This is a genomic window from Agrobacterium tumefaciens (assembly GCF_017726655.1).
GTDB lineage: Bacteria > Pseudomonadota > Alphaproteobacteria > Rhizobiales > Rhizobiaceae > Agrobacterium > Agrobacterium tumefaciens_B.
In genome coordinates, this window is record NZ_CP072308.1 from 1,442,522 (window position 1) to 1,468,062 (window position 25,541).

Annotated in this window: 20 protein-coding genes; 10 read left to right on the forward strand and 10 right to left on the reverse strand. The window is 59.6% G+C overall.

Annotation, left to right across the window (positions count from 1 at the left end; all coding sequences use genetic code 11):
* Positions 1–233: 233 nt before the first annotated feature.
* From glcF to AT6N2_RS07265, 3 genes are all read right to left on the reverse strand, one after another.
* Positions 234–1,538 carry a glycolate oxidase subunit GlcF gene (gene glcF, locus AT6N2_RS07255; RefSeq protein ID WP_209089549.1) on the reverse strand — a complete coding sequence of 435 codons (1,305 nt, stop codon included), beginning with the start codon at positions 1,536–1,538 and terminating at the stop codon, positions 234–236.
* A 3-nt stretch (positions 1,539–1,541) separates the two neighbouring features.
* Complete coding sequence (locus AT6N2_RS07260) at positions 1,542–2,756, reverse strand: FAD-binding protein (RefSeq protein WP_063947809.1); 1,215 nt, start codon at positions 2,754–2,756, stop codon at positions 1,542–1,544.
* 94 nt (positions 2,757–2,850) lie between these two features.
* On the reverse strand, positions 2,851–4,284 hold the full coding sequence (locus AT6N2_RS07265; RefSeq protein ID WP_209089551.1) for an FAD-linked oxidase C-terminal domain-containing protein: 1,434 nt from the start codon (positions 4,282–4,284) through the stop codon (positions 2,851–2,853).
* A gap of 105 nt (positions 4,285–4,389) precedes the next feature.
* Between AT6N2_RS07265 and AT6N2_RS07270 the strand changes: the two genes are divergently transcribed.
* Positions 4,390–5,289: a LysR family transcriptional regulator gene (locus tag AT6N2_RS07270; protein ID WP_209089552.1), complete on the forward strand. Its 900-nt coding sequence runs from the start codon at positions 4,390–4,392 to the stop codon at positions 5,287–5,289.
* A 10-nt stretch (positions 5,290–5,299) separates the two neighbouring features.
* Here AT6N2_RS07270 and AT6N2_RS07275 read toward each other — a convergent pair whose 3' ends face one another.
* On the reverse strand, positions 5,300–6,574 hold the full coding sequence (locus AT6N2_RS07275) for a DUF3422 family protein (protein WP_144575721.1): 1,275 nt from the start codon (positions 6,572–6,574) through the stop codon (positions 5,300–5,302).
* Between the two features lie 289 nt (positions 6,575–6,863).
* Between AT6N2_RS07275 and AT6N2_RS07280 the strand changes: the two genes are divergently transcribed.
* The 7 genes from AT6N2_RS07280 to AT6N2_RS07310 all read left to right on the forward strand — a co-directional run bounded on the left by AT6N2_RS07280 (position 6,864) and on the right by AT6N2_RS07310 (position 14,477).
* Positions 6,864–7,637 carry a FadR/GntR family transcriptional regulator gene (locus AT6N2_RS07280; RefSeq protein WP_063947687.1) on the forward strand — a complete coding sequence of 258 codons (774 nt, stop codon included), beginning with the start codon at positions 6,864–6,866 and terminating at the stop codon, positions 7,635–7,637.
* 103 nt (positions 7,638–7,740) lie between these two features.
* Positions 7,741–9,087 (forward strand): glycosyltransferase family 4 protein, encoded by a 1,347-nt coding sequence (locus AT6N2_RS07285; RefSeq protein WP_186376678.1) that lies wholly within the window; start codon positions 7,741–7,743, stop codon positions 9,085–9,087.
* A complete protein-coding gene (locus AT6N2_RS07290; protein WP_209089554.1) occupies positions 9,084–9,830 on the forward strand; it encodes an HAD-IIB family hydrolase in 747 nt (248 codons plus the stop codon). The genes AT6N2_RS07285 and AT6N2_RS07290 overlap by 4 nt, the downstream gene beginning before the upstream one ends.
* 293 nt (positions 9,831–10,123) lie before the next feature.
* Entirely contained in the window at positions 10,124–10,564 is a 441-nt protein-coding gene (locus AT6N2_RS07295; RefSeq protein WP_063947685.1) for an NUDIX hydrolase, read from the forward strand.
* A 160-nt stretch (positions 10,565–10,724) separates the two neighbouring features.
* Positions 10,725–12,233: an inorganic phosphate transporter gene (locus AT6N2_RS07300; protein WP_209089556.1), complete on the forward strand. Its 1,509-nt coding sequence runs from the start codon at positions 10,725–10,727 to the stop codon at positions 12,231–12,233.
* Positions 12,234–12,247: 14 nt separating this feature from the next.
* Complete coding sequence (locus AT6N2_RS07305; protein ID WP_209089559.1) at positions 12,248–12,985, forward strand: 16S rRNA (uracil(1498)-N(3))-methyltransferase; 738 nt, start codon at positions 12,248–12,250, stop codon at positions 12,983–12,985.
* A gap of 118 nt (positions 12,986–13,103) precedes the next feature.
* Positions 13,104–14,477 (forward strand): glutamate--cysteine ligase, encoded by a 1,374-nt coding sequence (locus tag AT6N2_RS07310; RefSeq protein WP_144575731.1) that lies wholly within the window; start codon positions 13,104–13,106, stop codon positions 14,475–14,477.
* A gap of 171 nt (positions 14,478–14,648) precedes the next feature.
* On the opposite strand, the gene AT6N2_RS07315 is transcribed toward AT6N2_RS07310, so the two are convergent.
* A complete protein-coding gene (locus AT6N2_RS07315) occupies positions 14,649–14,942 on the reverse strand; it encodes a DUF1127 domain-containing protein (RefSeq protein WP_209085130.1) in 294 nt (97 codons plus the stop codon).
* Positions 14,943–15,144: 202 nt separating this feature from the next.
* On the opposite strand from AT6N2_RS07315, the gene AT6N2_RS07320 reads away from it, so the two are divergent.
* On the forward strand, positions 15,145–16,095 hold the full coding sequence (locus AT6N2_RS07320; protein ID WP_063947680.1) for a LysR substrate-binding domain-containing protein: 951 nt from the start codon (positions 15,145–15,147) through the stop codon (positions 16,093–16,095).
* Between the two features lie 39 nt (positions 16,096–16,134).
* On the opposite strand, the gene AT6N2_RS07325 is transcribed toward AT6N2_RS07320, so the two are convergent.
* The gene (locus tag AT6N2_RS07325; protein ID WP_209085132.1) at positions 16,135–18,573 is read right to left on the reverse strand and encodes a DUF1217 domain-containing protein; all 2,439 of its coding nucleotides are present in this window, start codon (positions 18,571–18,573) and stop codon (positions 16,135–16,137) included.
* A 366-nt stretch (positions 18,574–18,939) separates the two neighbouring features.
* On the opposite strand from AT6N2_RS07325, the gene AT6N2_RS07330 reads away from it, so the two are divergent.
* Positions 18,940–19,506, forward strand: coding sequence for a DUF6101 family protein (locus AT6N2_RS07330; RefSeq protein ID WP_209085135.1), 567 nt, complete (start codon positions 18,940–18,942; stop codon positions 19,504–19,506).
* Positions 19,507–19,583: 77 nt separating this feature from the next.
* On the opposite strand, the gene ubiA is transcribed toward AT6N2_RS07330, so the two are convergent.
* The 4 genes from ubiA to AT6N2_RS07350 form a co-directional block, all read right to left on the reverse strand.
* A complete protein-coding gene (gene ubiA, locus AT6N2_RS07335; RefSeq protein ID WP_209085137.1) occupies positions 19,584–20,537 on the reverse strand; it encodes a 4-hydroxybenzoate octaprenyltransferase in 954 nt (317 codons plus the stop codon).
* A gap of 120 nt (positions 20,538–20,657) precedes the next feature.
* Positions 20,658–21,458, reverse strand: a complete 801-nt coding sequence (locus tag AT6N2_RS07340) for a MipA/OmpV family protein (protein WP_063947806.1) — start codon at positions 21,456–21,458, stop codon at positions 20,658–20,660.
* Positions 21,459–21,694: 236 nt separating this feature from the next.
* Positions 21,695–22,951 (reverse strand): SAM-dependent methyltransferase, encoded by a 1,257-nt coding sequence (locus AT6N2_RS07345; RefSeq protein ID WP_209085140.1) that lies wholly within the window; start codon positions 22,949–22,951, stop codon positions 21,695–21,697.
* A 168-nt stretch (positions 22,952–23,119) separates the two neighbouring features.
* Positions 23,120–25,444, reverse strand: a complete 2,325-nt coding sequence (locus tag AT6N2_RS07350; RefSeq protein ID WP_209085143.1) for a Tex family protein — start codon at positions 25,442–25,444, stop codon at positions 23,120–23,122.
* Between the last annotated feature and the right edge of the window lie 97 nt (positions 25,445–25,541).

The following is a 25,541-nucleotide window of genomic DNA, read 5'->3' on the forward strand; positions in this document are numbered from 1 at the left end:
CAGCCGCCATGGCAGCGCGTCACGTTTGAATTGTCGTCCCGGAGCGATACAATCGCTACTAGATTGATTTTGCGAGACTTGGCGGGGGACGCCAGGCGCCGGACCTCTCTTAAAGGATGATGGAACGGCCTTTAAACGGGTGGTCAACTGACCGCCCGTTTTTCGTTTTAGGCCAAAGTTTTCCAGTAGATAGTGAAGCCCGGCTCGCAGAAGAGACAAAGGGAAACGCAGGGCTAAAGGGCCGAAAGCCTCGCCGGCTTCGGACCGCCATAGGCCCAGTCCAGCAGCTCTACCGTGTGCAAGATGGGCATATCCGTGCCGGTTCCGATCTGCGTGATGCAGCCGATATTCCCTGTCGCGATGACATCCGCCCGCGTGGCCTCAATATTTTTCACCTTGCGCGCCTTCAGCTTTGCCGAAATCTCCGGCTGCAGGATGTTGTAAGTTCCAGCCGAGCCGCAGCACAGGTGCCCTTCCGCCGGATCACGCACGGTGAAACCCGCAGCCTTCAGCAATTGCTTCGGCGCCATCGTGACTTTCTGGCCATGCTGCATGGAGCAGGCGGAGTGATAGGCAACCGTCAGCCCCTGGATTGGCTGTTGCGGCAGATCAAGCGAGGCGAGATATTCGGTAATGTCCTTCGCAAGCGCGGAGACTCGTGCGGCCTTTTCGGCATAGGCCGGATCGAGCCGCAGCATGTGGCCGTAATCCTTGATGGTGGTGCCGCAGCCGGAAGCGGTGATGATGATGGCGTCCAAGCCGCCATGCTCCATCTCCCGTGTCCAGACATCCACATTGCGCCGCGCCGAAGCCAGCGCCTGCTCCTCCCGGCCCATGTGGTGCACCAGCGAGCCGCAGCACCCCCCACCCTTCGGCACTACGACCTCAACACCAAGCCGCGCGAGCAGGCGCAGGGTCGCCTCGTTGATGCCGGGGTCGAGCACGGGCTGGGCGCAACCGGTGAGTATGGCGACGCGCCCGCGCTTTTCACCTTCGGCTGGTCTCACACCCGGCCTTGCGGATGCGGAAGTCGCCGGAATGGAGGCCGGTGCAAGGGCGAGCATGGATTGCAGAGGCTTTAGCGCCGGTGCTTTGGCAAACAATCCGGCAAAAGGCCGCGCCATGCGAGCGAGATGCAGGGCAAGGCGGAAACGGGCGGGGTGCGGCAGGATGGCAACCAGCAGATTCCGGATCAACCGATCCCAAAAGGGGCGCTTGTATGTCTGTTCGATATGGGTGCGGGCATGATCGATCAGATGCATGTAGTCCACGCCGGAGGGACAGGTGGTGGTGCAGGCAAGGCAGGAAAGACAGCGGTCGATATGGGTGACGACCTCCCGGTCAGCCGGACGGCTGTTTTCCAGCATGTCCTTGATGAGGTAGATGCGGCCGCGCGGGCTGTCCAGCTCGTTGCCAAGCGTGACATAGGTGGGACAGGTGGCGGTGCAGAAGCCGCAATGCACACATTTGCGCAGGATTTTTTCGGATTCCGCCACATGCGGATCGGCCAGCTGCTCAGGCGTGAAGGATGTTTGCATGGTTCAGACGGCCCTTTCCATCGTCACGGCCATCTTGCCGGGATTGAAGATGCTCACGGGATCGAGCTTCTCCTTGATACGCGCGGAAAGCAGCGCCTCCGCCGCCGGGCGCGGTTCGAAGGCAGCGACTTTGGCGCGCACAGCATCGCTCGCCCTAACCAGCGTGGCATGGCCGCCGCCGAGCGCGCGGATGGCGCCGCGCAGCAGATCGGCTTCGGGATCCGCCTCCATCTGCATCCAGACCAGGCCGCCCTGCCAGTCATAGAAGGCGTCGATGCCCGCCTCCAGGCGCAGCGCCGCAACAAGCTGGTGACCCATTGAAGGCGCTACCGAGACTTTCCAGAGCGGCTTGGCGGCTTGACCGGCATAGGGCGCGACATCCCGGACCTGCCGCCACAAAAGACCGCTTTCCTCGCCCTCCAGCAGCGCCCAGGGTCCGACACGATCCATGACCGACAGGAGTTTCGCCGTGCGGGCCTCCACCGAAGCGGCAAGGCCTTCCAGACGCAGAATGGTAGCCGGCCCTTCCGGCAAGGCGCCATCGATAAAGCGGGAACGCACGCTTTCAGGCAGATGCGCGGCACCGGAGACCTCGACGCTCATGGCCATTGCCGCCGCCATGATGCGTGTCGCCGCCTCGTCATCAAGACCGGATACGACAACGGTTTTTTCGACGGGCGGTTTCGGCAATATGCGGAACGTGACTTCGGTGAGGAAACCCAGCGTGCCGAAAGAGCCCGCGAGAAACTTCGTCAGATCTAGCCCGGTGACATTCTTCATTACCCGGCCGCCGGCCTTGATGATCTCGCCGTTACCATTGACGAAACGGACGCCCAAAAGGCTGTCGCGCGCCGCGCCCGCCACATACCGGCGCGGACCGGAAACATTGGCGGCAAAGACGCCGCCGATGGTCGGTTCGCCATGGGTGCCCATGATCGGACGATGGTCCATCGGCTCGAAGGCCATCATCTGGCGGTTTTCCGCCAGCGCCGCTTCGACCGTTGCGAGCGGGGTGCCGGCCTTGGCCGTTATGACCATTTCGGCTGGTACATAGGAAACGATACCGTTCATCGCACGGGAGGTCAGCGCGGTCTCCGCCGCCACCGTATTGCCGAAGCCGGAGCGAGTGTTGCCGCCGAAAATTTTGAGCGGGGTATTGCGAGCTGCATGATCGCGGACGATATCGGCGACCTGGGTTTCTGCGTAGGGCGTCAGCATGCGATTGTTGCCTTCGAGCAAGTGATACCCCGCTCTGCCCTGCCGGGCAGAGGGGGGTGAGCCACATCCTCCAACGCCATAAATCTCACACTCATCACCCTCTTCCCTCCAGCGGAAACACCTTGGATGGGTTCATCAGCCAACCCTCGTCAAAAGCCGCGCGCACCGCCATCTGCTGGGCAAGATCGGCCTCGCCATATTGATGCCGCATCAGGTCACGCTTTTCGATGCCGACACCATGTTCACCGGTGAGACAGCCGCCCGCATCGACGCAGAGCTTCAAAATCTCGTTGCCTGCTTCTTCCGCACGGGCCGCATCGTCAGGGTCGTTGGCGTTGAACAGGATCAGCGGGTGCATGTTGCCGTCCCCGGCATGGAAGACGTTGGCGACGCGCAGGCCGAGGCGATCGGTGATTTCACTCGTCTTTTTCAAGACGTAAGAAAGCTGTGAAAGCGGCACCGTTCCGTCCATGCAGATGTAATCCGCAATGCGGCCCGTCGCTCCGAAAGCGGATTTTCGGCCTTTCCAGATCGCCGCCGCCTCCATGGCCGATTGGCACTCCTTCACCGTCTTCACGCCGTGTTTTCTGGCGATAGTGACGATATCGGAGAGCATGGCGTCCATTTCCGCCTCGGAGCCTTCGACTTCGACGATCAGAAGCGCGCCGACGTCAAGCGGGTAGCCCGCCTTGGCGAAGGCCTCGCAGATTTCGATGGCCGGCTTGTCCATGAACTCGATGGCGACAGGGATGATGCCTGCACCAATGATATCCGCAACGCAGGAGCCCGCTTCCTCGGAGGTTTCGAAGCCAAACAGCACCGGGCGTGCGCCCTCCGGCTTGGCGATAAGGCGCACCGTCGCCTCCGTCACGATACCGAGCTGGCCTTCCGAGCCGCAGACAAGCGCGAGCAGGTCGTAACCTGCAGCATCCAGATGCTTGCCGCCCAGCTCCAGCACCGTGCCATCCACCAGCACCATCTTGACGCCAAGCAGATTATTGGTGGTGACACCGTATTTCAGGCAATGCGCGCCACCGGAATTCATGCCGATATTGCCGCCGATGGTGCAGGCAAGCTGCGAGCTGGGGTCGGGCGCATAAAAGAAACCCTCCGCGCCAGCGGCATCTGAGATGGAGAGATTGGTGACGCCCGCCTGCATCCGCGCCGTGCGGTTATAAAAATCAAGCTCAAGGATCGCGCTCATCTTTGAAAGCCCGATCACCACGGCGTCTTCTTGCGGGATTGCGCCGCCGGAAAGCGAGGTGCCGGCGCCGCGCGGCACCACCGGAATGCCCGAGCGATGGCAATATGTCATGACCGCTGCCACCTCCTCCGTCGTTCTCGGCAAAGCGACGGCGAGCGGCAGACGGCGATAGGAAACGAAAGCATCGGTTTCGAAAGGCACGAGTTCGCGGGCCTCATGCACAAGACAGTCGTCAGGCAGGATGGCCTTGAGGTCGGCAATGATGCGGTCGCGTTGCGCGACGACCTGAGCGCGCGGCTCCAGAAACTTTATAGGCTGCGTCACCGCCGCTCCTCCGTGCCGATAACTGGTATTGTTTCTTTACCACTTTGAGGCCGCGCAATCAAATGGTATGGATTTTTTCTATTCTGGAAACAATCGGGGGCAACTATGACAAATCTGGGCGATCTGGAAGTCTTCGCAAGCGTCGCCGCCTCCGGCAGCATGTCGCTTGCCGCCAAGGAGCTGGGCTATTCACCCGCCGTCATTTCCAAACGCGTCAAACGGCTGGAGGAAAAGCTCGGCGCCAGACTTTTCCAGCGCACGACGCGACAAATCTCTCTGACTGAAGCGGGACAAGGCTTTTACGAGCGGGTGCTGGCTGTTCTCGAAGGCCTTGAAGAGGCCGAGGATTTTGTGTCCGGCCGGGCGAATACCGTCAACGGTACACTGAAGGTTTCCGCCCCTACCTCCTTCGGGCGCATGCATATCGCGCCACATTTGAAGGGCTTCATGGAGCGGCATCCTGATCTCTCGGTCAATCTGGTGCTCAGCGACGCGTTCATCGATATCATCGAAGGCGGTTACGATCTGGCGATCCGCATTGCCGATCTCAATTCCTCGAGCCTTGTCGCGCGCAGGCTGGCGCCAGTGCGACGTGTGCTCTGTGCCTCGGCTGATTATGTTGCCGCGCACGGCATGCCCGCGACAATCGAGGATCTGAAAAAACACCGGTGCCTGCCCGCGCATAATAACGACGTCTGGCGGCTGGAGGGGCCGGGCGGCGCGCTCAGCATTCGCCCGGAAGGGATGCTGGTCACCAATTCGAGCGAGGTGATCCGCGAAGCCGTTATATCAGGGATTGGCATCGCGCTGCGTTCGACATGGGATATCGGCCATGAGTTGCGCAGCGGAAAGCTGGTGCAGGTTCTGCCTGAATATGAGGGCTCGCGCAACGTGACGCTGTCTGCGGTCTACCCCAGCCGGCAGTTTCTGCCGGCAAAGGTGCGGCTGTTCATCGATTATCTCGCCGGACTCTACGGGCCTTCACCCTATTGGGAGCAGGGTTGATACCGTGATCCTAATGGCCGCCCTCGGCATGGGAGCGGCGGATGCGGCGCACGACCCACCAGACGCCCAGCACCGCGAAGGGAACGGAGATACCGGTGACGACGGCGGGATCGACCGGCAACACGTCATGGCTGATCGCCTTGGTAAGATAGCCGATGAGCCCGACGACATAATAGGAGATCGCGGCGACGGACAGACCTTCCACCGTCTGTTGCAGGCGAAGCTGCATGGCGGCGCGCTTGTTCATGGTATTGAGCAGCACGGTGTTCTGCCGTTCCAGTTCCACATCGATCCAGCTTCGAACCAGAGCCGTGGCGCGATAGAGCTTGCGCGACAGGTTGGCCTGTCGTTCTTCCACCGACTGGCAGGTGCGCATGGCCGGTGCCATGCGCCTTTCCAGAAAGCTGCCCATAGTCTCATGGCCCTGAACGGGCGTTTCCGCGAGCGCCCGAATGCGTTCGCGCACGATGCCGTCATAGGCGCGACTGGCGCCGAAACGATAGAGGCTGAGCGCGGCATTGGCCTCCAACTCGGCGGCAAGCCGGGTCATTTCGGCCAGCAGCGCATCGGCCTCGTCGCGGGCGTCGCTCTTCATGCGCTGGGTGATGCCGGTCAAGCCATCTTCGATACGGCGGATTTCCGGCGACAGCGTCTGCGCCATCGGCAGTCCGAGCATGGCGAGCGTGCGATAGGTCTCGATGTCGAGCAGGCGCTGCACCAGCGCGCCGCGGCTGTAATCGCTGAGGCCTCGGTCGATCACCAATATCTGCGTCAGCCCGTCGCGATCCTGGCGGAAATCGGTGAGGATCGCCGCCTGACCGTCGCGCACGTCGCTATGACAGAGGCTGGTGGGCTCGAAGATTGCTTCCGCCTGCGAGGTAGAACCATTCTCCGGGCGAATTTCCAGCCGCACGCCCGAGATCAGCGAACCGGGCGGCGAAAAGCCGTCGCCGAAAGGATCGCCGGCAATCTCGCCGCCGAACTTTTCCGGCGCTGGACCGTCCCAGAACCAGGTCGAGAATTCGGTATGTCGCTCCCAGCGCAATGTCCCCTGCCCCCACGGCATGGCGTGGTGACGCGCATCGCGTTCCGGCGGGGCAACACCGCGGCTGCGCGACATCTCCGCGATGACCGAATGGTGCACGGACGAGCCGCCATCCATCATGAAGGCAAGCTGAATGATGATGCGCGACGGGGCAAGCAGCACCGTCGGCCGCGCATGCACCTCGCCCAATGCCAGCGACCGTTCCGGCGCGCTTGCGAATGCGAATCTACCCTTTGCCATTGCGATACCGTCCCCGCTTTTATGGCTGATGTCTAAGGCATCGATTGTGATGACAACACCACGATCGACGCCGATGTCACTGTTTTGATCCACCTGACGGAAAAATCCGCCGCCATGACCCTGTCGGCGACCGCTTTAACAAAAGCCAGTTCAAAAAGGCAGATGCTGTGTTGCCGCAGGCATTGATACAGCGCGAGACAGAACTGGACAGAATATTTGACCAGTGCGAGATTTGCCTGATACCTTGCATGATATCAAACACGGGCGGATTTCGCCGGGGACTTCTGCGATGGACGAAATGCTTTTTGCGCGCATCGAGCACAGCCGCACATCGCAGGAGGTGATCTTACGTTTCGAAGAACTGATCCTCGACGGGATTTTGCGCGATGGCGACCGACTGCCCGGCGAGCGCGAACTGGCGCAACGCCTCGACGTCTCGCGGCCCATCCTGCGGGAAGCGTTAAAGGAACTCGAAAGCCGGGGCCTTCTTGTGAGTCGGCATGGCGGCGGCACCTATGTGGCCGATATCGTTGGCCCGGTATTCTCCGATCCATTGAGTGCGCTGATCACCCGCCACAGCCGGGCGACGCGGGATTTTCTCGAATACAGACGCACCATCGAAGGCATGGCCGCCGAACTTGCCGCACAGCGGGCAACAGAACCGGACCGGCGCAACCTTGCCGCGATTGTTAACAGGATGCGCGAAGCCCATGAGGAGGGTCGCTTTGACGACGAGCTCTCCGGCGACGTCGAGTTCCACAATGCGGTGGGGGAAGCCGCGCATAACATCGTGCTGATGCATACGTTGCGCTCCTGCTACCGGCTCCTCAGCGACGACATTTTCTACAACCGTCACCTCATCTTTTCCATCGCCGGCGCGCATGACGAGGTTTTACGGCAACATGTCGCCATTCATGATGCCATCGCCGCGGCTGATCCGGTCGCGGCAAGGATGGCGGCGGAAGGGCATATCGACTTCATTGTGGAAACGACGGCGAAGGCCCATCAGGCCCGCGAATGGGACCGGATTTCCCGCCTCCGACAGCAGCAGCGCAGCGGCTGAAACCGCTTCACGGCGAAACGCGCGATCCATTTTGTTCCGTTTTTGATGGAACCTTTTGTGCCCTTTGGACTTTTTACCGGGTTAATTGGAAAAATTTACCAAGATGGGACCCATGACAACCACGAGCGAAACTGAACGCTATCCGCGGATAGCTCTCATATCGACGCATGGCTATGTCGCCGCGCATCCGCCACTGGGCGCGGCTGATACCGGGGGGCAGGTGGTTTATGTGCTTGAGCTTGCACGCAAACTCGGCCAACTCGGTTACACCGTCGATCTTTATACCCGCCGCTTCGAAGACCAGCCGGAATTCGACGAGGTTGATGAGCGCGTCCGTGTGGTGCGCATCCCCTGCGGCGGACGTGACTTCATTCCCAAGGAATACCTGCACCGCCACCTGATGGAATGGTGTGAAAACGCACTGCGTTTCATCAAGAAAAACGACCTCAACTACTCCTTCATCAACAGCCATTACTGGGACGCCGGCGTTGCCGGTCAGCGACTTTCGGAAGCGTTGAAAATCCCGCATTTGCATACGCCGCATTCGCTGGGGATCTGGAAAAAACGCCAGATGGAAACGGACTATCCCGAGAAGTCCGATACGTTCGAACTGGAGTTCAATTTCAAGGAGCGCATCCAGCACGAACTCATCATCTACCGCAGCTGCGACATGGTCATCGCTACCACGCCGGTGCAGCTCGACGTGCTGATCGAGGATTACGGCCAGAAGCGCAAGCATATCCACATGATCCCACCGGGATATGACGACAACCGCTTTTTCCCCGTTTCGGATGCGACACGACAGATGATCCGCCAGCGTTTCGGCTTCGAGGGCAAGGTGGTGCTGGCGCTTGGGCGACTGGCCACCAACAAAGGCTACGATCTGCTGATCGACGGTTTTTCGGTTCTGGCCGAACGCGAGCCGGAAGCCCGCTTGCACCTCGCCGTCGGCGGCGAGAACATGGATGAGCAGGAAACCACGATCCTTAATCAGCTGAAGGAGCGGGTAAAATCGCTCGGGCTGGAAGATAAGGTGGCCTTTTCAGGTTATGTCGCCGATGAGGATTTGCCGGATATCTATCGCGCTGCCGATCTGTTCGTGCTTTCCAGCCGTTACGAGCCTTTCGGCATGACGGCCATCGAGGCGATGGCGAGCGGTACGCCGACCGTCGTGACTATCCATGGCGGGCTATTCCGCGCTGTCAGTTATGGTCGTCATGCGCTGTTTGCCGATCCTTTCGACAAGGAAGATCTCGGCATCACCATGATGAAGCCGTTCAAGCACGAGCGGCTTTACGGGCGGCTTTCCCGCATGGGGGCGCATAAGGCGCGCAGCCTGTTCACCTGGACGGGAATTGCCCAGCAGCTTCTGGCCGTCGTGGAAGGCAGAACGATGATGCCGGTTCTGGAAGAAGCGGACTGGGCCGAACCATGGAATGACGGCGATTGAAACAGGTTCGCCTTTTCTCCACCGATCTGGACGGAACCGTCGTTGGCGATAACGACGCCACGCGGCGGTTCCGCGACTTCTGGCACGCGCTGCCCGACGACGATCGTCCGCTTCTTGTCTTCAACAGCGGACGATTGGTCGACGACCAGCGTGCCCTTCTGGAAGAGGTGCCGCTGCCGCAGCCCGATTACATCATCGGCGGCGTCGGCACGATGCTGCATGCAAGACAACACGAAGCGCTTGGAACTGCCTACACCAGGTCTCTCGGCAACGGGTTCGATCCTGGCCGAATAGCTGAGGTGATGGCTGCAATTCCGGGCGTGACGATGCAGGAAGAGCGCTACCAGCATGGTCTAAAATCCAGTTGGTTTCTGCATGACGCCGATGAAACGGCCCTGAGTGAGATCGAGACGGCACTCGCGGAGGCCGAGATCGACGCCCGCATCGTCTATTCCAGCGGACGCGACCTCGATATTCTGCCGAAAGCGGCCGACAAGGGCGCTGCCCTTGCCTGGCTGTGCGGGCAACTCGGAATCGGCGTCGATGAAGCGGTCGTTGCGGGCGATACGGGCAACGACAAGGCGATGTTCGACTTGCCGACCGTGCGCGGCGTGATTGTCGGCAATGCCCTGCCGGAGCTCGCTTCCCTCGCCGATCAGGACGACAGGTTTTTCCGCGCTGCCGCGACAGAAGCAGACGGCGTGATCGAGGGCCTGAGGCACTGGGGTCTGAACCCCGCCTGAAACAACGCCTGCAATGTGTCATCACAGGGTTGCAGTCGCGTGGCATGAATGTGGGCCAGAAGCACCTTACTGCTCCGATTGATCGACCGGGAACCACCCGGTCGAAACTTTGTTCGCCAATTGACCCTGACAATCTGCCAAAAAGCTCCCTTAGCATGAAGACAGCAGTGGGTTATGGGGAAAGGGGATTGGCCGAATCTCAGGCGTCCCTATATTATCTGTTATCACCGCACGACAGAGAGGACCTATTCGGGTTGAAAATCTTGAATCGATTGGCGACAGACGTTGGCTTGATGTTGCGCAGACCGCCGCGACAGCAATATGCGGCGCTATGTTATCGATTGTCCGAGACCAATGCGGAGCCCGAAGTCCTGCTACTGACCAGTCGCGACACCGGACGGTGGGTCATTCCCAAGGGATGGCCGATGGCCCACAAGAAGGCGCATGCGGTGGCCGAGCAGGAAGCCTATGAGGAAGCCGGCGTCAAGGGCACTGTCGAGAAGGCCCCCTTCGGCTATTACGGCTACGAGAAAAAGCTGAACAGCGGCATCAACGTGCCGTGCAGGGTTCAGGTGCATCTGCTCAAGGTTTCCGAGATGCAGGACAGCTTTCCCGAAAAGGAGTCCCGACGGCTGGAATGGGTCAGCCCCCGGGAAGCTGGCAAACGGGTGAACGAGCCGGAACTGAAAGCACTCATGCTCGCTTTCGACAAACGGATGGCGCATTCGAAATAGCGTTACGAGCGAAGCAGTGCCATGATGGAGTTTGATCTCCGACATCGCACTTACCGGCTTTCCTTTTGGAAAGATGTGCGAGATGTAACAGTCTTTCTGTAAATTGCCTTCAACCTGCGACGCTGCCGGACGAAAGGGAATGCTGGCAAACGAGGTGTGAATGGCAACGAAGCCGCCATCGAACATGAAGCCGACGCTCGACAAGGATCTCGACAAGCTGACCCGTGTCGAAGAGGCGACGCTGCATGTCACGCAGCAGCTTGCCGGTATTGGCGCAGGCTTCATGTTTGTCGTTCTTGCGGCGCTCTTTGCCGGCGCTTTCGTGACGGGCACAGCCGGTTCGATCATCATCATCGTTGCTGCGGCCATCGGCGCTTATATGGCGATCAACATCGGTGCGAACGACGTGACGAACAATGTCGGCCCTGCGGTCGGCTCCAAGGCCATGCCGCTTGCTGTCGCCCTTATCGTTGCCGCCATCTGCGAGATTGCCGGCGCGTTGATCACGGGCGGCAACGTCGTCGAGACCATTTCAAGCGGCATCATCAATATCGGGACCATCCCCGACAGGACCGCCTTTTCCTGGGCCATGCTATCGGCGCTTCTCGCCGCCGGTCTGCTCGTTAACATTTCGACCTGGACCAGGGCGCCAATCTCGACCACCCACACGGTCGTCGGCGGCGTTGCGGGCGCCGGCATGGCAGCCTATGGCGCAAAGGCGGTCGAGTGGTACTCGCTGGCCAGCATCGCGTTTGCCTGGGTGCTCGCCCCCTTTATCAGTGCCTTGATCGCAATTGCCATCCTTGCCTTCATCAAGGAATTCATCATCTACCGCGAGGACAAGATTGGCTCGGCGCGGCTGTGGGTTCCCGTTCTCATCGGCCTGATGGCAGGTGTTTTCATGGCCTACCTTATCTGGGTCGGATTGCGACAGCTTACGCATGTGTCCCTTGGTCACGCAAGCCTCATAGGACTGGTGACAGGCATTCTTGCCTGGCGGCTCTGCGTGCCGATCATCCGCAAGCAGTCGCAGGGACTGGAAAACCGCAACCAGTCCCTCAGGATATTGTTCCAGTGGCCGCTGGTTCTCGCCGCCGCGCTCATGTCTTTCGCGCATGGCGCAAACGACGTCTCGAACGCCATCGGCCCCGTGGTCGCCATCGTGCGGGCGCTGCATGATGAAGCTGTCAGCACATCGGCCCGCGCACCACTGTGGGTGATGCTGGTCGGCGCCTTTGGGCTATCCTGCGGTATTCTTCTTTATGGCCCACGTCTCATCCGCCTCGTCGGCGAGCAGATCACCAAGCTCAATCCGATGCGCGCTTTCTGTGTTTCGGTTGCGACCGCGCTGACCGTCCTCGTTGCGTCGCGCTTCGGCCTGCCTGTCAGTACCACCCATACGGCGATCGGCGCGGTTTTCGGTGTCGGCTTCTTCCGCGAGTGGTACACGCAATCGTCACGGCGGCGGCAGGAGCTGGTCCAAACGGGAGCCAGCCAGCCAACCCGCCGGGCTCACAAATATGCGGACAATCCATCCGAAGTGCGCCGGCGCTATCTTGTCCGCCGCTCGCACTTCATGACGATCATCGCTGCCTGGCTGGTCACTGTGCCGGCAAGTGCAACGCTTGCGGCGCTGCTCTATTGGCTCATGTCCTTCCTCTTCCTCTGAATACAGAAAATCCCATGCGCGCCAATTTCCGGATGCAACGTCTCTATATCGAAAACACTCTTGCCGAAGGGGTCGGGCAGGAAGCGACAGCCGAGCAATTCAACTATCTCGCCAATGTTCTGCGCTTGGCCGATGGCGCGGAAATCCTATTGTTCAACGGCCGCGATGGCGAGTGGAAGGCCCGGCTTTCCTTCCCCAGCCGCAAGAAGATCGTGCTCGTTCCTGTCGAACAGACACGTCGGCAGCCAGAGGCCCCCGACCTGCACTACCTCTTTGCCCCGCTCAAGGTCGGCCGGATGGACTATCTCATCCAGAAGGCGGTCGAAATGGGAGCGGGCGTGCTGCAACCGGTGATGACGCAGCACGTTCAGGGCAAAATCCACAGCACCGAGAAGCTGCGCGCCAATGCCATCGAGGCCGCCGAACAATGCGGCATCCTGTCTCTTCCCGAAGTGGCAGAGCCGGTGAAGCTGAAAGAGATGCTGGAGACCTGGCCGGAAGACCGGCGCATCATCTATTGCGACGAAGGGGATGCGGGGCAAAATCCGCTACCGGTCCTGCAAGCCGTGAAGGAACGTAAACTTGCGCTGCTGGTTGGGCCGGAAGGCGGCTTTTCCGAGGAGGAACGCGCGCTTCTGCGCAGCCTTGCCTTTGTGACCCCCATACCGCTTGGGCCACGCATTCTGCGCGCCGATACCGCCGCCGTCGCCGCCCTTGCCGTCATTCAGGCATGCATCGGGGACTGGAACTGAGGGAAGCCATTGCGCTTCATGCATCTTTAAAAGAAATTCATTTGCCAGCGGATATGATCCGGCCCTATCTGCCAATCATATGCCTCGCCGCAACAGAGACGTCATAACAAGGTAAGCCATGGCACGCGACACGACCGACCAGACCCCCCTCTCCTCCGTGACGGAGCTTACAGATTATCTGGCGGGCGGTAACAAAGCTGAAGCCGATTTCCGCATCGGCACCGAGCACGAAAAATTCGCCTTTTTCCGCGAGGATAACAGCCCGGTTCCCTATTTCGGCGAGGCCAGCATTTCAGCCCTTTTGAAGGGCATGCAGGAAAAGCTCGGCTGGGAGCCGATCATGGACGGTGAAAACATCATCGGCCTTGGCGAACAGCACGGCATGGGCGCCATCTCCATCGAACCGGGCGGCCAGTTCGAACTATCGGGCGCACCGCTCGAAAACCTGCACCAGACCTGCAAGGAATCCAACCAGCATCTTGCGACGTTGCGTGAAGTGGCAGAGCCGATGGGCATTCGTTTCCTCGGCATCGGCGGCAGCCCGCTGTGGACCTATGACGAGACGCCGCGCATGCCGAAATCGCGCTACGCGATCATGACGCGCTACATGCCCAAGGTCGGGACCAAGGGTCTCGACATGATGTACCGCACCTGTACCATCCAGGTTAATCTCGACTTCTCATCCGAAGCCGACATGCGCCAGAAGATGCGGGTTTCGATGAAGCTGCAGTCGCTGGCGACGGCGCTCTTCGCCTCCTCGCCCTTCACCGAGGGCAAGCCGAACGGTCTTCTCTCCTGGCGCGGCGATATCTGGCGCGATACCGACAATCGCCGCTCGGGCGTGCTGCCCTTCACCTTCAACGACGATTTCGGCTTCAAGGATTATGTCGAATGGGCGCTCGACGTGCCGATGTATTTCATCGTGCGCGACGGCAAATATCACGATTGCACCCATGTCACCTTCCGCCAGTTCATGAACGGTGCGCTGAAGGGCGAAATCCCCGCATGGGAACCGACCATGGGTGACTGGACGAACCATCTCTCGACGCTGTTCCCCGATGTGCGCCTGAAGCGTTTCCTTGAGATGCGCGGTGCCGACGGTGGGCCGTGGAGGCGCATCTGCGCCCTGCCCGCTTTCTGGGTCGGCCTTCTCTATGACAGGCAAGCGCTGGACGCTGCCGATGCGCTGACCGCCGATTGGAGTTTCGACGAGGTGATCGCGCTTCGCAACGCCGTACCGGCCAAGGGGCTCAATGCAGAGATTGCCGGCAAGTCGCTTCTTGGTATCGCCCGCGAGGTTCTCGACATTTCCCGCACCGGCCTGAAAAACCGCAAACGGCTGAATGGCGAAGGCCAGGACGAGACCGTGTTCCTGTCTTCGCTCGACGAGGTTCTGGCCAAGAAGACCACGCTCGCCGAAGACCTGCTGGCGCTTTATCACGGCCGCTGGGGCGGTTCGGTGCTGCCGGTGTTCGAAGAGTATCAATATTGAGGTTTTGCCGGAAAAACGGGCAGTCAGTTCAGGCCAGGCGATAAAAAAGCCCGGTGCGGCCGAGGGGCCTGACACCGGGCAAAGGCAGGGCTATTGGCAAATCACCCTGCGGGGAAAACCTTGCGGCTGGAGGCCGCGTCCGGCAGCTGGAGGTCTGTCGGAGGCGGAATTTCAAAGCGTCTTGAAACGCGTGACGGCGCGGTCGCGCGCGGCCCGGGTGAGATGGGTTGTCGGATCTTCCAACAGGCCGGTATTGAGAGCATCGCTGACATCCGACCGCACAAGCCCGATATCGGCAAGAAGACGGTCATCAAGGTCCGTGAGACCATTCGCCACGATACGGTTGTAGATGCGCTTGGCGACGGTTTTAACGCCGGAAACACCGAGCACAGCGGCGCGACGCCAAACGTCTCCCGGCCGTGCGGTTACGAGTTCCAGTTCCATTCTCCGTTCTGCCGTGCGCATGATACATATCCTTTCGTAACGGCACGATGCGGCACCGCCCCCGACGCACCACGCGCGAGAAGCTGCCTTGAGTTGGGGGGCTGACACCAGGCCGGCCCGGGTTGATACTGATTTGCTTGGTGTCAAAATGTCGCAGGACTATTGATCAGTCCAACGAATGTTTCTAATGTGAGACATCAATCATTCTGATGGATGAACTTCCATGTCCGCACCTCTCGACATAGACCAGCTGCATACCTTCATCGCGATCGTTGACACCGGTAGTTTCACCAAGGCCGCGGACCGCGTTTTCAAAACGCAATCGGCCGTCTCCATGCAGATGCGGCGGCTGGAAGAGCGCATCGGCAAACAGCTGTTCGCCAAGGATGGGCGTGGTAACCGCCTGACGGCGGAGGGTGAAAAGCTGATGAACTACGCCCGCCGCATCATCCGCCTCAACAACGAAGCAATAGCCGCTTTCGATGATAACAGGCTGGAAGGCACGCTGCGCATCGGCACGCCTGATGACTATGCCGACCGTTACATGCCCGAGATCATCGGCCGTTTCGCCAAGACCCATCCGAATGTCGAGCTTTATATCGTCTGTGAACCGTCGGTCAGCCTTGCGGAAAAAATGGCGCGCGGCGAACTGGATATCGCCCTTGTCACTCATAATCCGCGCGCACGCTCCTCCGATGTGGTGCGCACCGAGCCGCTCTGCTGGGTCGGCTCCGCCAATCATCCGCTGAAGGATGATGCGCCCGTGCCGCTCGCTGTCGGGCGACGGGATTGCCACTGGCGCCAGCTTGCCTGCTCGGCGCTCGACGCTGACGGGCGGGATTATCAGGTGCTGTTTACCAGCTGGTCATCGACCGTCGTCGCCGCCGCTGTGCTCGCCGGCATGGCCGTCTCGGTTCTGCCGGAATCGGCACTGCGCACCGGCATGAAAGTCCTGACGGCTGCCGATGGATTTCCGCCCCTTCCGCCGGTGCAGATCGGTCTGATGAAACGGCCGGGCCTATCACCCTCGCTGGTAAATGCGATCACCGACCACATCACAGCCTGCCTCGACAACATCTCGCCGATGACCGTCGTGGACGAAATGGACAGTGACGTGAAGACATTTCCAAAGATGCCGCGCCTGCGCGCCGGGCATATGTTGCCGGGGTGGTAAGGGTGGCGAAGGCCGGACCTTTCCGGCCTTCGTGTCAGCCTATCGTGCCCGTAGCGTCGCGACGGCAAGCAACGTATCGCCGCTGATGCCTGCCGAGCCGCTGCCGTTAAACAGGGTCATGATCGGATCGGCGACGTTCTGCTTGTTGTCATACATGATGGTGAAACGGGCAATCAGTTTCTTGACCTTCGCCGGGTCCTGAAAATCCTTGATGTCGAAGTACTTCTTCATCATCGCCACCTGCGTATCAACTTTGGCATTGCCGAGTTCGTCGGGGATGCCGAAGGTCGTCTTGATGAAATTCTGGATCGCGGTATCGGCCAGGATCGAATAATAGGATGTCGTGCTGGCCGCCATGCGCTTGAAATACAGCGCCAATCGCACGCCGGCGTTTTCCTCGCCCGCCTGCTTCTCAAGCGTCTGCGTCAGATAATTGTCCAGCGTTTCGTAGAGGCCGCGCCGGGTCTGGATCACGCTACGGTCTTCATTCAGAAGCTTGCCGTCCGTATCGAAATTGAACGCCGTGACGAGGCGGCGGAAGACCGGATCCATGTCTTTGTTCACATAGCTGTTCTTGTCGTCGAGCTTTGACGTGAATATTTTCTGCAACTGGTCTTTCTTGACGCTCTTGGGGTCGATGCCGAGCGATTCCATTGCGAACTTGGTCAGCCGGTCGTTGGCCAGGAATTCGCTCAGCGTCTTGACCTTCTGCATCTCGCTTGCGAAGTATTTTGCCTCAGCCTTTGCGGCTTCCTTATCCTTCTCGGTGCCGAAAGCAGACTTCTTCTTGATGTAATCGGCCGACATCGTCTGCAATTCGATTTCCGACTGTGCCAGCGTGGGTGAACCAATCGCGCCGTCCTTCGTGAAATTGAAAAGTTCGGCAAGCTTCACATAGCGATCGTCCTTCAGCGTGTAGACGAAGCTGTTTTTGTCCTGAAGGTCGCTGGTGAGAACCTTGCGAATATCGGAAATATTGACGCTCGCGGGGTCCAGCCCGACAGCCTTCAGCGCATAATTATAGACGGCGTTGGTTCCGAGGAAATCCTTGACGCTGGTTACCTTGCCGATGCTGCTCTTGAAGAGTGAAAGCGCTTTCGCGTCGGCTGCTTCGTCGGCATCGTTGTAATAGGTCATGTAACCGCTGGTCGTGGTCGCGGTCTGCGCCGTGGTCTGCGGCGTCGTGCCGGCCGCAAGCGTCCCGTCGGGCAGGAAATTGAACGCATTTTTGAGTGCCAGGTAACGCTTGTCGTTCCTCCCCACCGTGGCGATGTAATTGTTGGGATCGCTAAGATCGGTGGTGAGGATGTTTTTGATCGTTGCTGGCACGATCGTTGGACCATTGAGGTCGAAGGCTGTTCTGATGTAATTGAGCAACCGGGCATCCGACATGAGGTCGTCAACGGTCGTGATCGAGCCGATCTTCGATTCGAAATAATCCCGGTTCAGCGTCGCGACGGTCGGCGTCACGCGCGGGGCGCTGCCGATATAGGAGTCCGTGACGGCTTTCAGATTGTCGGCCGTCATTGCCCCGCCGGCGACAACCGTGCCGTCATTCTTGAATTCGAAGGCTTTGGCCAGCTGCGCCATCTTGTTATATTGGTTGACGGTGTTCGACAGCGTCGTCTGTTCTGCCTTGATGGCCGCGAGCTTTGCCTCCCACTCATCTTTTGGTGGCAGCACCGCTTCCAGCTGTGTCAACTGATCCTGCCGGGTCGCCTTTTCGGCTTCCAGTTTGGAACGCTCATCGGCGGCGAGGCCTGAGCCGGCAAGCTGGGCGTCGATCACGGTGATCCGGTCCGTGACCTGCGCATGCAGTTCGATATTGCCCTTCGTCGTCAGTTTTTCGACCGCATCATTATAAGCCGCACCGTATTTCTGGTTGATGTAGCTGTCCGGATCGGAAACATCGCTCGTCATCAAGCCCTTGATGTGGGCGTAGGAATAAGTCTTCTCATCGACGCCGAAAACCTGGAAGATGTAGGCGCGCGTGCGGTCGTTGCGCAGCAACTGATCGACATTGGTGACCGTGCCGATGATCGCCTTGTAATACCGCGTCTCTTCGGCGAGGCTATCGTTCAGATTGGTGATCGAGGCATCATAAAGGCCGATCATCTTGTCGAGTTGCGCTTCCGTCTGCACGGTCTTCGTCGACGAGGTGAAATTGAAGGCGGCGGCAAATTTGCGGTAACGCTCATCGGTCAGCTTGTTGGCGAAGCTGTTCTGATCGTTGAGATCGCTGTCGAGCACCTTTTTCATGAAGGCCTTTGCATAGGTCATCTCACCAAGACCGAAGGCATCCATGGCATAGGAATAAAGCTGGTAGTTATTCAGGAACTCATCGACGCTTTTCACATTGCCGATGTTCTCCTTGTAATATTTCGTCTGGCGCTCCACGAGCCCCTGCTGCGACACGCGCGAAATGCTCGCCTTCATATCGCGGTTGATCAGGTCGTAGCTGAGAAAAGTCGATACCATCCGAAGCCCCCTGGAGCACTGCGCATCCCCTCGGGGACACCAAGCTCCGGTTTTGAAATTCACCGCTTGCGCGCCCAAGCGGGCGCACGGCAAGCCTTGGCATGACCATGCATGACGCGCCTTGCCCGTAGCTTGAAAGAGCACATTTTTGGCAGCGATAAAAATCGCATTGTCCCAATTGGCTTTACCGAAGTGAAACCATGCCACGGTGGGTTTTGCTAACCATCTGGGAACGCAAAGTTTTCTTAACCGCGATTTTTAAGCAGTCTCGAACATGCGGCGGATAATCTCCTGACATCAGAGGACGAAAAGTCCCGATGAGAAGACCGGAAACCGGCTCTCAGGTAAAACAAGGGTAGATTAAACATGACCAAGACCGTTCTGAAGCCCGATTGGGCCGTTGCCACACTCAGGTTAGACCCGGCACGTTTTCCGCAACAGGTCACCTATGGAAAAGGCAATGGCGCGCCCGATGTCGCCGTCACTCTCGATGAACGCGGTGCCGTTCTGAGAAAGGTTCTGTCCTCTTCCGGCCTGCCTCTGTCCTTCGCCCTGCCTGCCCGCGCTTTCAAGGGCGTTGCCGCCCGTGCCATCGACCATGGCGATGGACAGGTTACCGTGACGCTGGAACTGCACCATGACGATCCAGAGCTCTGCGTTCCTCTTCTCGTGGCCCACGATCTCTGCGATATCGCCGCCGACTGGCGCAGCTGGTCCGAAGCCTATCGCATTCCCATGCTGATGGTGGAAGCCGATGGCGTTGCCCGTCCGCTGGAAGAACATCTCGGCAAGGTGCGCACCAAGAACAGCCGCCCACGCCGCCGCCACTCCTATTTCGCGGATCGTCGTCCGCGCTTCCTCGTGCGTCGCTCCACCGGATCGCTCGGCATGAGCATGAAAATCGAGGGCAAGGAAATCATCGCCCGTAACTGATCTTGACCGATCAAGAACACAAAAGCCCGGCGCGGAAAACGCAGCCGGGCTTTTTTCATGCTCAAGATTCCCGCCGCTTACGCCAGCAGGAGCGGCAATATGAGACCAGCGAAAATCAGAATCCCAACCCTGTTGTTGGATTTGAACAGCCTGAGGCATTGGTCGACGTCATCGATATCGAGCACCCAGACCTGCCGGAACAGCATGAGGGCGGCAGCGACAAGGCCACCATAGGCAATGATGTTAACGCCCGCCGTCCAGAAAGACAGGAACATCATGACAAGGGCTGTGCCATAAAGGAAAACCAGCCAGCGATGTGTGTTTTCTCCGAACAAGAGCGCAGTCGAACCGATGCCCACGGCCGTGTCGTCTTCCTTGTCCTGATGGGCGTAGATTGTATCATAGCCGATCGTCCAGGCGATCGCGCCGACATAAAGCAGGACAGGCGGCCAGGCGAGTGAAGCGAATTGCCCGGCCCAGCCCATCAGCGCGCCCCAGGAGAAGGCAAGGCCGAGGAAAAACTGCGGCCAGTGCGTGAAGCGCTTGGCGAAAGGGTAGATCGCCACGAACACCAGCGAAAAAATGCCCGTCGCGATTGCGAAGCTGTTGAACTGTAGAAGCACGACAAGCCCGGCAAGCGCCTGCAGCACGATAAAGAGCTTGGCCTGTCCGCGGCTCACGCGGCCGGAAGGCAGAGGCCGCGAGCGTGTGCGCGCCACGGCCATGTCGATCTTGTGGTCGGCGAGATCATTATAGGTGCAGCCCGCGCCGCGCATCGCCACCGATCCCACGAAGAACAGAACCAGGTGCCAGATCAGCACACCCCAGGAAAAGCCGCCCGTCGCCAATGCTGTATTGGCAGCAAGGGCCGTCGACCAGAAACACGGCCACATCAGCAATTGCCAGCCGATGGGGCGGTCCCACCGCGCCAATTGCGCATAGGGCCAGAGAGCCCTCGGCAATATCCGATAGACCCAGTTGTTGGATGGCGCGTCGGAAACGCGGTCTGACAAATCGCTGTGGTGAACCATGGGTTGGTTCTACAGCATCGGGGAAAAAAGCGGAATGGATTTCAGCACCCCGCCACGCATGCAAAAAAGCCCCGCTGCGGTTTCGCGACGGCGCTTTGCATGCGCTTATCGGCTGTTCACTCAGGGCAGCGAGAAATTGAACTTGTAGCTCGCCTGAACGCCGACGATGAACTGGTTCTTAGAACCGCGCTCGCGCACCAGCGAACTGTCGGCGGCATCACCCGTCAAACGGCGATATTCGGCAAACGAGCCGACTTCGGCATTGTCGGTGACCTTCCAGGTGATGGCTGCGCCGACGCCAGCGGAATGCAGGCCGCCGCCCGGGCTGTATGGCGATGGCGCGCCGGCCGCCGTCTGTGCTGCGCTGACGCCATAATAGCGCTCGTTATATTTGCTGCTGACCCACGTCGCACGCGGACCGGCCGACACCTGAATGCCGGGCGCGATATCGGTAAAGACATCGACATTGAGATCGGCGACCACACCGCTGTGGCTGCGGATGCCCTGACGCGCTTCGCCGCGAATGCGCAACCAATCGGTCGGATAAGCTTCGGCAAAACCGCCAAGCTCGCCGCCGCGCTTGATACGCGTCATGCCCTTCAGATCGGCGGAATCGCCTTCGTCACGCGGGGAAACCAGCTTGCCGGCGAGACCCATGCTGATCGGGCCATTGTCCAGAAGCGAAATCGAGGCGCTGTCGTTGCGCGAGGTGAACCGCGCGCCCTGACCCTGACGGCCCATGGAAATGATCGGTGCGAAGCGGAATTCGTTCTTGTTATCGCCTTGGTACTTCGGCGCGCTAAAACCGGCGCCGCCGAGTTTCAGATACCAGTCGCCCGAAAACCAGCCATCCGCATGGGCATTGCTCACGGCTAGAAGCGATACGACACAGGCGGCAACGGCCGCTGATGGCTTGAACATGAAAGAACCCCAGAAACGCAATACAGACAGGTATCCGTAGAATTAGAGGGATTGTCTTTCCATTCGATTAACCAGCGCTTGAAGAAAGCTGGCGATCACCTCTTCCGTCATTCCGGCGTTGAGCCGAAATCCAGCCGACGCGCGTCGGCGCGGCGAGAAGACTCTTTTCAGCCCAAGGACTTGGGCTGGCTGAATGCCGGATCGGGTCCGGCATGACGATTGAGAATACCCAGCCTCTAGAACGTCACCTTTTCCAGCGGCGCGCGGGTCTTTTCAAACTCCAGCAGTTTCGCCTCGTTCTGCGCGATGTAGTCGCGATTATGCGGTACGGCATCGCGGTCCTTGGCGATCTGGATCTGGAAGATGTGGAAGTTCTCGTGCGTGAAGGCCATTTCCGAGCCCGCGAGATAAAACTCCCACATGCGGAAAAACCGCTCGTCATAAAGTGCTATCGCTTCTGCCTTGCGTGCGACGAAACGTTCCCGCCAGTGTCGAAGCGTATGAGCATAATGCATGGGCAGGATTTCGATATCCTTCACCAGCAGCCGGGCTTTTTCCAGCGCCGGCAACACTTCCGCCAGCGACGGAATATAGCCGCCGGGGAAGATGTATTTTTCGATGAAGGGGTTGGTCGCCAGTGCCGGATAGGGCTGGCCGATGGAGTGCAGCACCATGATGCCTTTATCATCCAGCACCTCCGCGACCTTGTCGAAATAGTCGCGATAATGGGTCGGCCCGACATGTTCGAACATGCCGACGGAGACGATGCGGTCGTATTTTTTTGATGCCGGCAGGTAGCGATAATCCTGCAATTCGAAGCGGACGTTGCCAGCAAGACCGCGCTTTGCAGCCCGATCACGGGAAACGCGCAGCTGTTCCTCGCTAAGCGTGATGCCGGTAACGTCGGCACCGGCGCTTTCGGCGATGTACATAGCCATGCCGCCCCAGCCGGAGCCGATTTCCAACACGCTCTGGCCCGGCTCGGTCATCAGCTTGGCGGCGATGTGGCGTTTCTTGGCGACCTGCGCCTCATAAAGGCTGATGCCGGGCGGGTTGAAATAAGCGCAGGAATATTGCCAGTCCTCATCGAGGAAGAGATCGAACAGCTTGGCGCTCAGATCGTAGTGATGGGCGACGTTGCTCTTGTTGTGGTTGACCGGCAAATGCATCTTGATGCGGGCGGCGATGATGCGGGCCATGCCGCGCCAGATCATGCCGAAGGACAGCGCTTCGCTGAGCGTATTGCTTTTGACCAGCGCCAGGAAATCGTAAATGTCACCCTCCGCGACCTTCACGCGGCCTTCCATATACATTTCAGCAAGCTTTAGCGCCGGGTCAGCGGCGATTTCGTCCATGGCGGCTTCGTCGGTGAAGTTGAGAACCACCTTTTTTCCAGCACCATTTCCGAAAGTGCGGCTTCCGGCCGGGCTATTGACGGTGAGATCACCGTTCTTGATTATCTTTCCGAGAAGAACATGCAGAGACGACGCCATGGCACCCCCAATTGCTAAGTCTCACTTATCAATTTTGCTGACCGTATTCCTTTCAGCATAAGTTGCAAGATAGTCTTATCTCAAAAAAATTGAACGATTTCATCACGCAAAAAGCCCCGCCGCAGGTACGGCAGGGCTTAAGTCGAAAAAATCAGTGCAACCCGCAGGTCAGCGCCGCTTCATCGCTTCAGCCAAAGCAGCGGCCAATGCGCCCCCGGATTGCGACCCCTCGTTGCGATCTTTGGGCTTGGCTGTCGCGTGGCGCATGGCGTTTGCATTGCCCCTCTCCCGCATCGGCTGAGGCGCAGCCTCGCCGCCATCCTTGCGCATGGTCAGCGCGATGCGCTTGCGCTTCACATCCACCTCGACGACTCGCACCTTGACGACATCGCCCGCCTTGACGACCTCATGCGGGTCTTTGACGAAACGATCGGCGAGTTGCGAGACATGCACCAGCCCGTCCTGATGCACGCCGATATCCACGAAAGCGCCGAAAGCCGCGACATTGGTGACGGTGCCCTCCAGCAACATACCTGGTTTCAAATCGGTGATTTCGTCCACACCCTCGGCAAAGGTCGCGGTCTTGAAGCTCGGGCGCGGGTCACGGCCGGGCTTTTCCAGTTCGGCAATAATGTCCTTGACGGTCGGCAGACCGAACTGCTCATCGATAAACTTCTTCGGGTCGAGCGATTTCAAGGTGGCGCTGTCGCCCATTAGCGAGCGCAGATCGCGGCCGCAGGCAGCGACGATCTTCTTCGCCACGCCATAGGCTTCCGGGTGAACGGACGAAGCATCCAGCGGCTCCTTGCCGTTTGGAATGCGCAGGAAGCCCGCGCATTGTTCGAAAGTGCGCTGGCCAAGGCGCGGCACTTTGAGCAATTCCTTGCGGCTGGCGAAGGGACCGGTCTGGTCGCGATGGGCAACGATGGCATCGGCGATCGAGGCACCGAGGCCGGAGACGCGCGCCAGAAGCGGCGACGAGGCCGTGTTGAGATCGACGCCGACGGCATTCACCGCATCTTCCACGACAGCATCGAGCGAACGGCTGAGGCGGCCCTGATCGACATCGTGCTGGTATTGACCGACGCCGATGGATTTCGGCTCGATCTTCACCAGTTCCGCCAGTGGGTCCTGAAGACGGCGCGCAATCGAAACCGCGCCGCGCAGCGACACATCGAGATTGGGGAATTCGGCCGCCGCCCGCTCCGAAGCGGAATAGACGGATGCGCCGGCTTCCGACACGATGACCTTGGTGGGCTTTGCCCCGGAAGCGGAAGCCGGCATTTGCGCCAGAAGATCGGCGACCAGCTTTTCCGTCTCGCGGCTGCCCGTGCCATTGCCGATGGCAATCAGCTCAACATTATGCTTGCGGATAAGCAAGGCGAGTTCCGCCTGCGCGCCGCGCACGTCGTTCTTCGGCTGGAAGGGGTAAACCGTCGAGGTATCCAGCAGCTTGCCGGTGCCATCGACCACGGCCACCTTGACGCCGGTGCGGATGCCGGGATCGAGCCCCATGGTGGCGCGCGATCCGGCCGGGGCGGCCAGCAGGAGATCCTTGAGGTTTCGGGCAAAGACGTTGATCGCCTCTTCTTCCGCCCGCTCACGCAATTCGCGCATCAGATCGAGCGATAGCGACATGGAGAGCTTTACGCGCCAGGTCCAGCCCGCAACATCCATAAGCCATTGATCGGCAGGCCCGACGTTGCGGATATCGAAGGCGGCGGCGATAGTGCGCTGCGCCGGCTTCACCGGCGAGGGATCATCCGCATCGACATCGATCGTCAATGTCAGAATTTCTTCGTTCCAGCCGCGCAGCATGGCGAGCGCGCGGTGACCAGGCACCGTTGCCCAGCGTTCGGAATGGTCGAAATAATCGGAAAATTTCTCGCCCGTCGCCTGTTTGCCATCCACGACCTTGGCGCGGAAGGTGGCGTTCTGGCGCATGTAATCGCGCAGGCGGCCGAGAAGCTCGGCATTTTCCGTCATGGTTTCGGCAACGATGTCGCGCGCGCCCTCAAGCGCCGCCTTCACATCAGCCACCTCATCCTTGAGGTAGGCCTCCGCCAGCTTCGCCGGATCGGCAGCGCGGTTTTCCCAGATGGCTTCGGCAAGCGGGCCGAGACCCTTTTCGCGGGCGATTTCCGCGCGGGTGCGGCGCTTGGGCTTGTATGGCAGATAGAGGTCTTCCAGCTCCGCCTTCGTGCCCGCATGCATGATCTTGACCATCAGCGCGTCTGTCATCTTGCCCTGACCGCTGATGGAATCGACGATGGAAGCCCGGCGCGCATTGAGTTCGCGCAGATAGACAAGGCGTTCGGAAAGCGTGCGCAGCTGGGTGTCGTCAAGCCCTCCCGTCACTTCCTTCCGGTAACGGGCGATGAAGGGCACGGTCGCGCCTTCGTCCAGCAAGGCCACCGCCGCCTTTACCTGATCGGCGCGGGCATTGATTTCGGAGGCTATGAGCGAGGCGAGGCGGGCATTATCTGCGGTCATGTGGGTCTCTGATGTCATATCTGGAGCGGCGACCATAATGTCTGATTGTGGCGTGACAACAAGAGGCATTCACGATTCCACAGGAAAGGCGGCGATC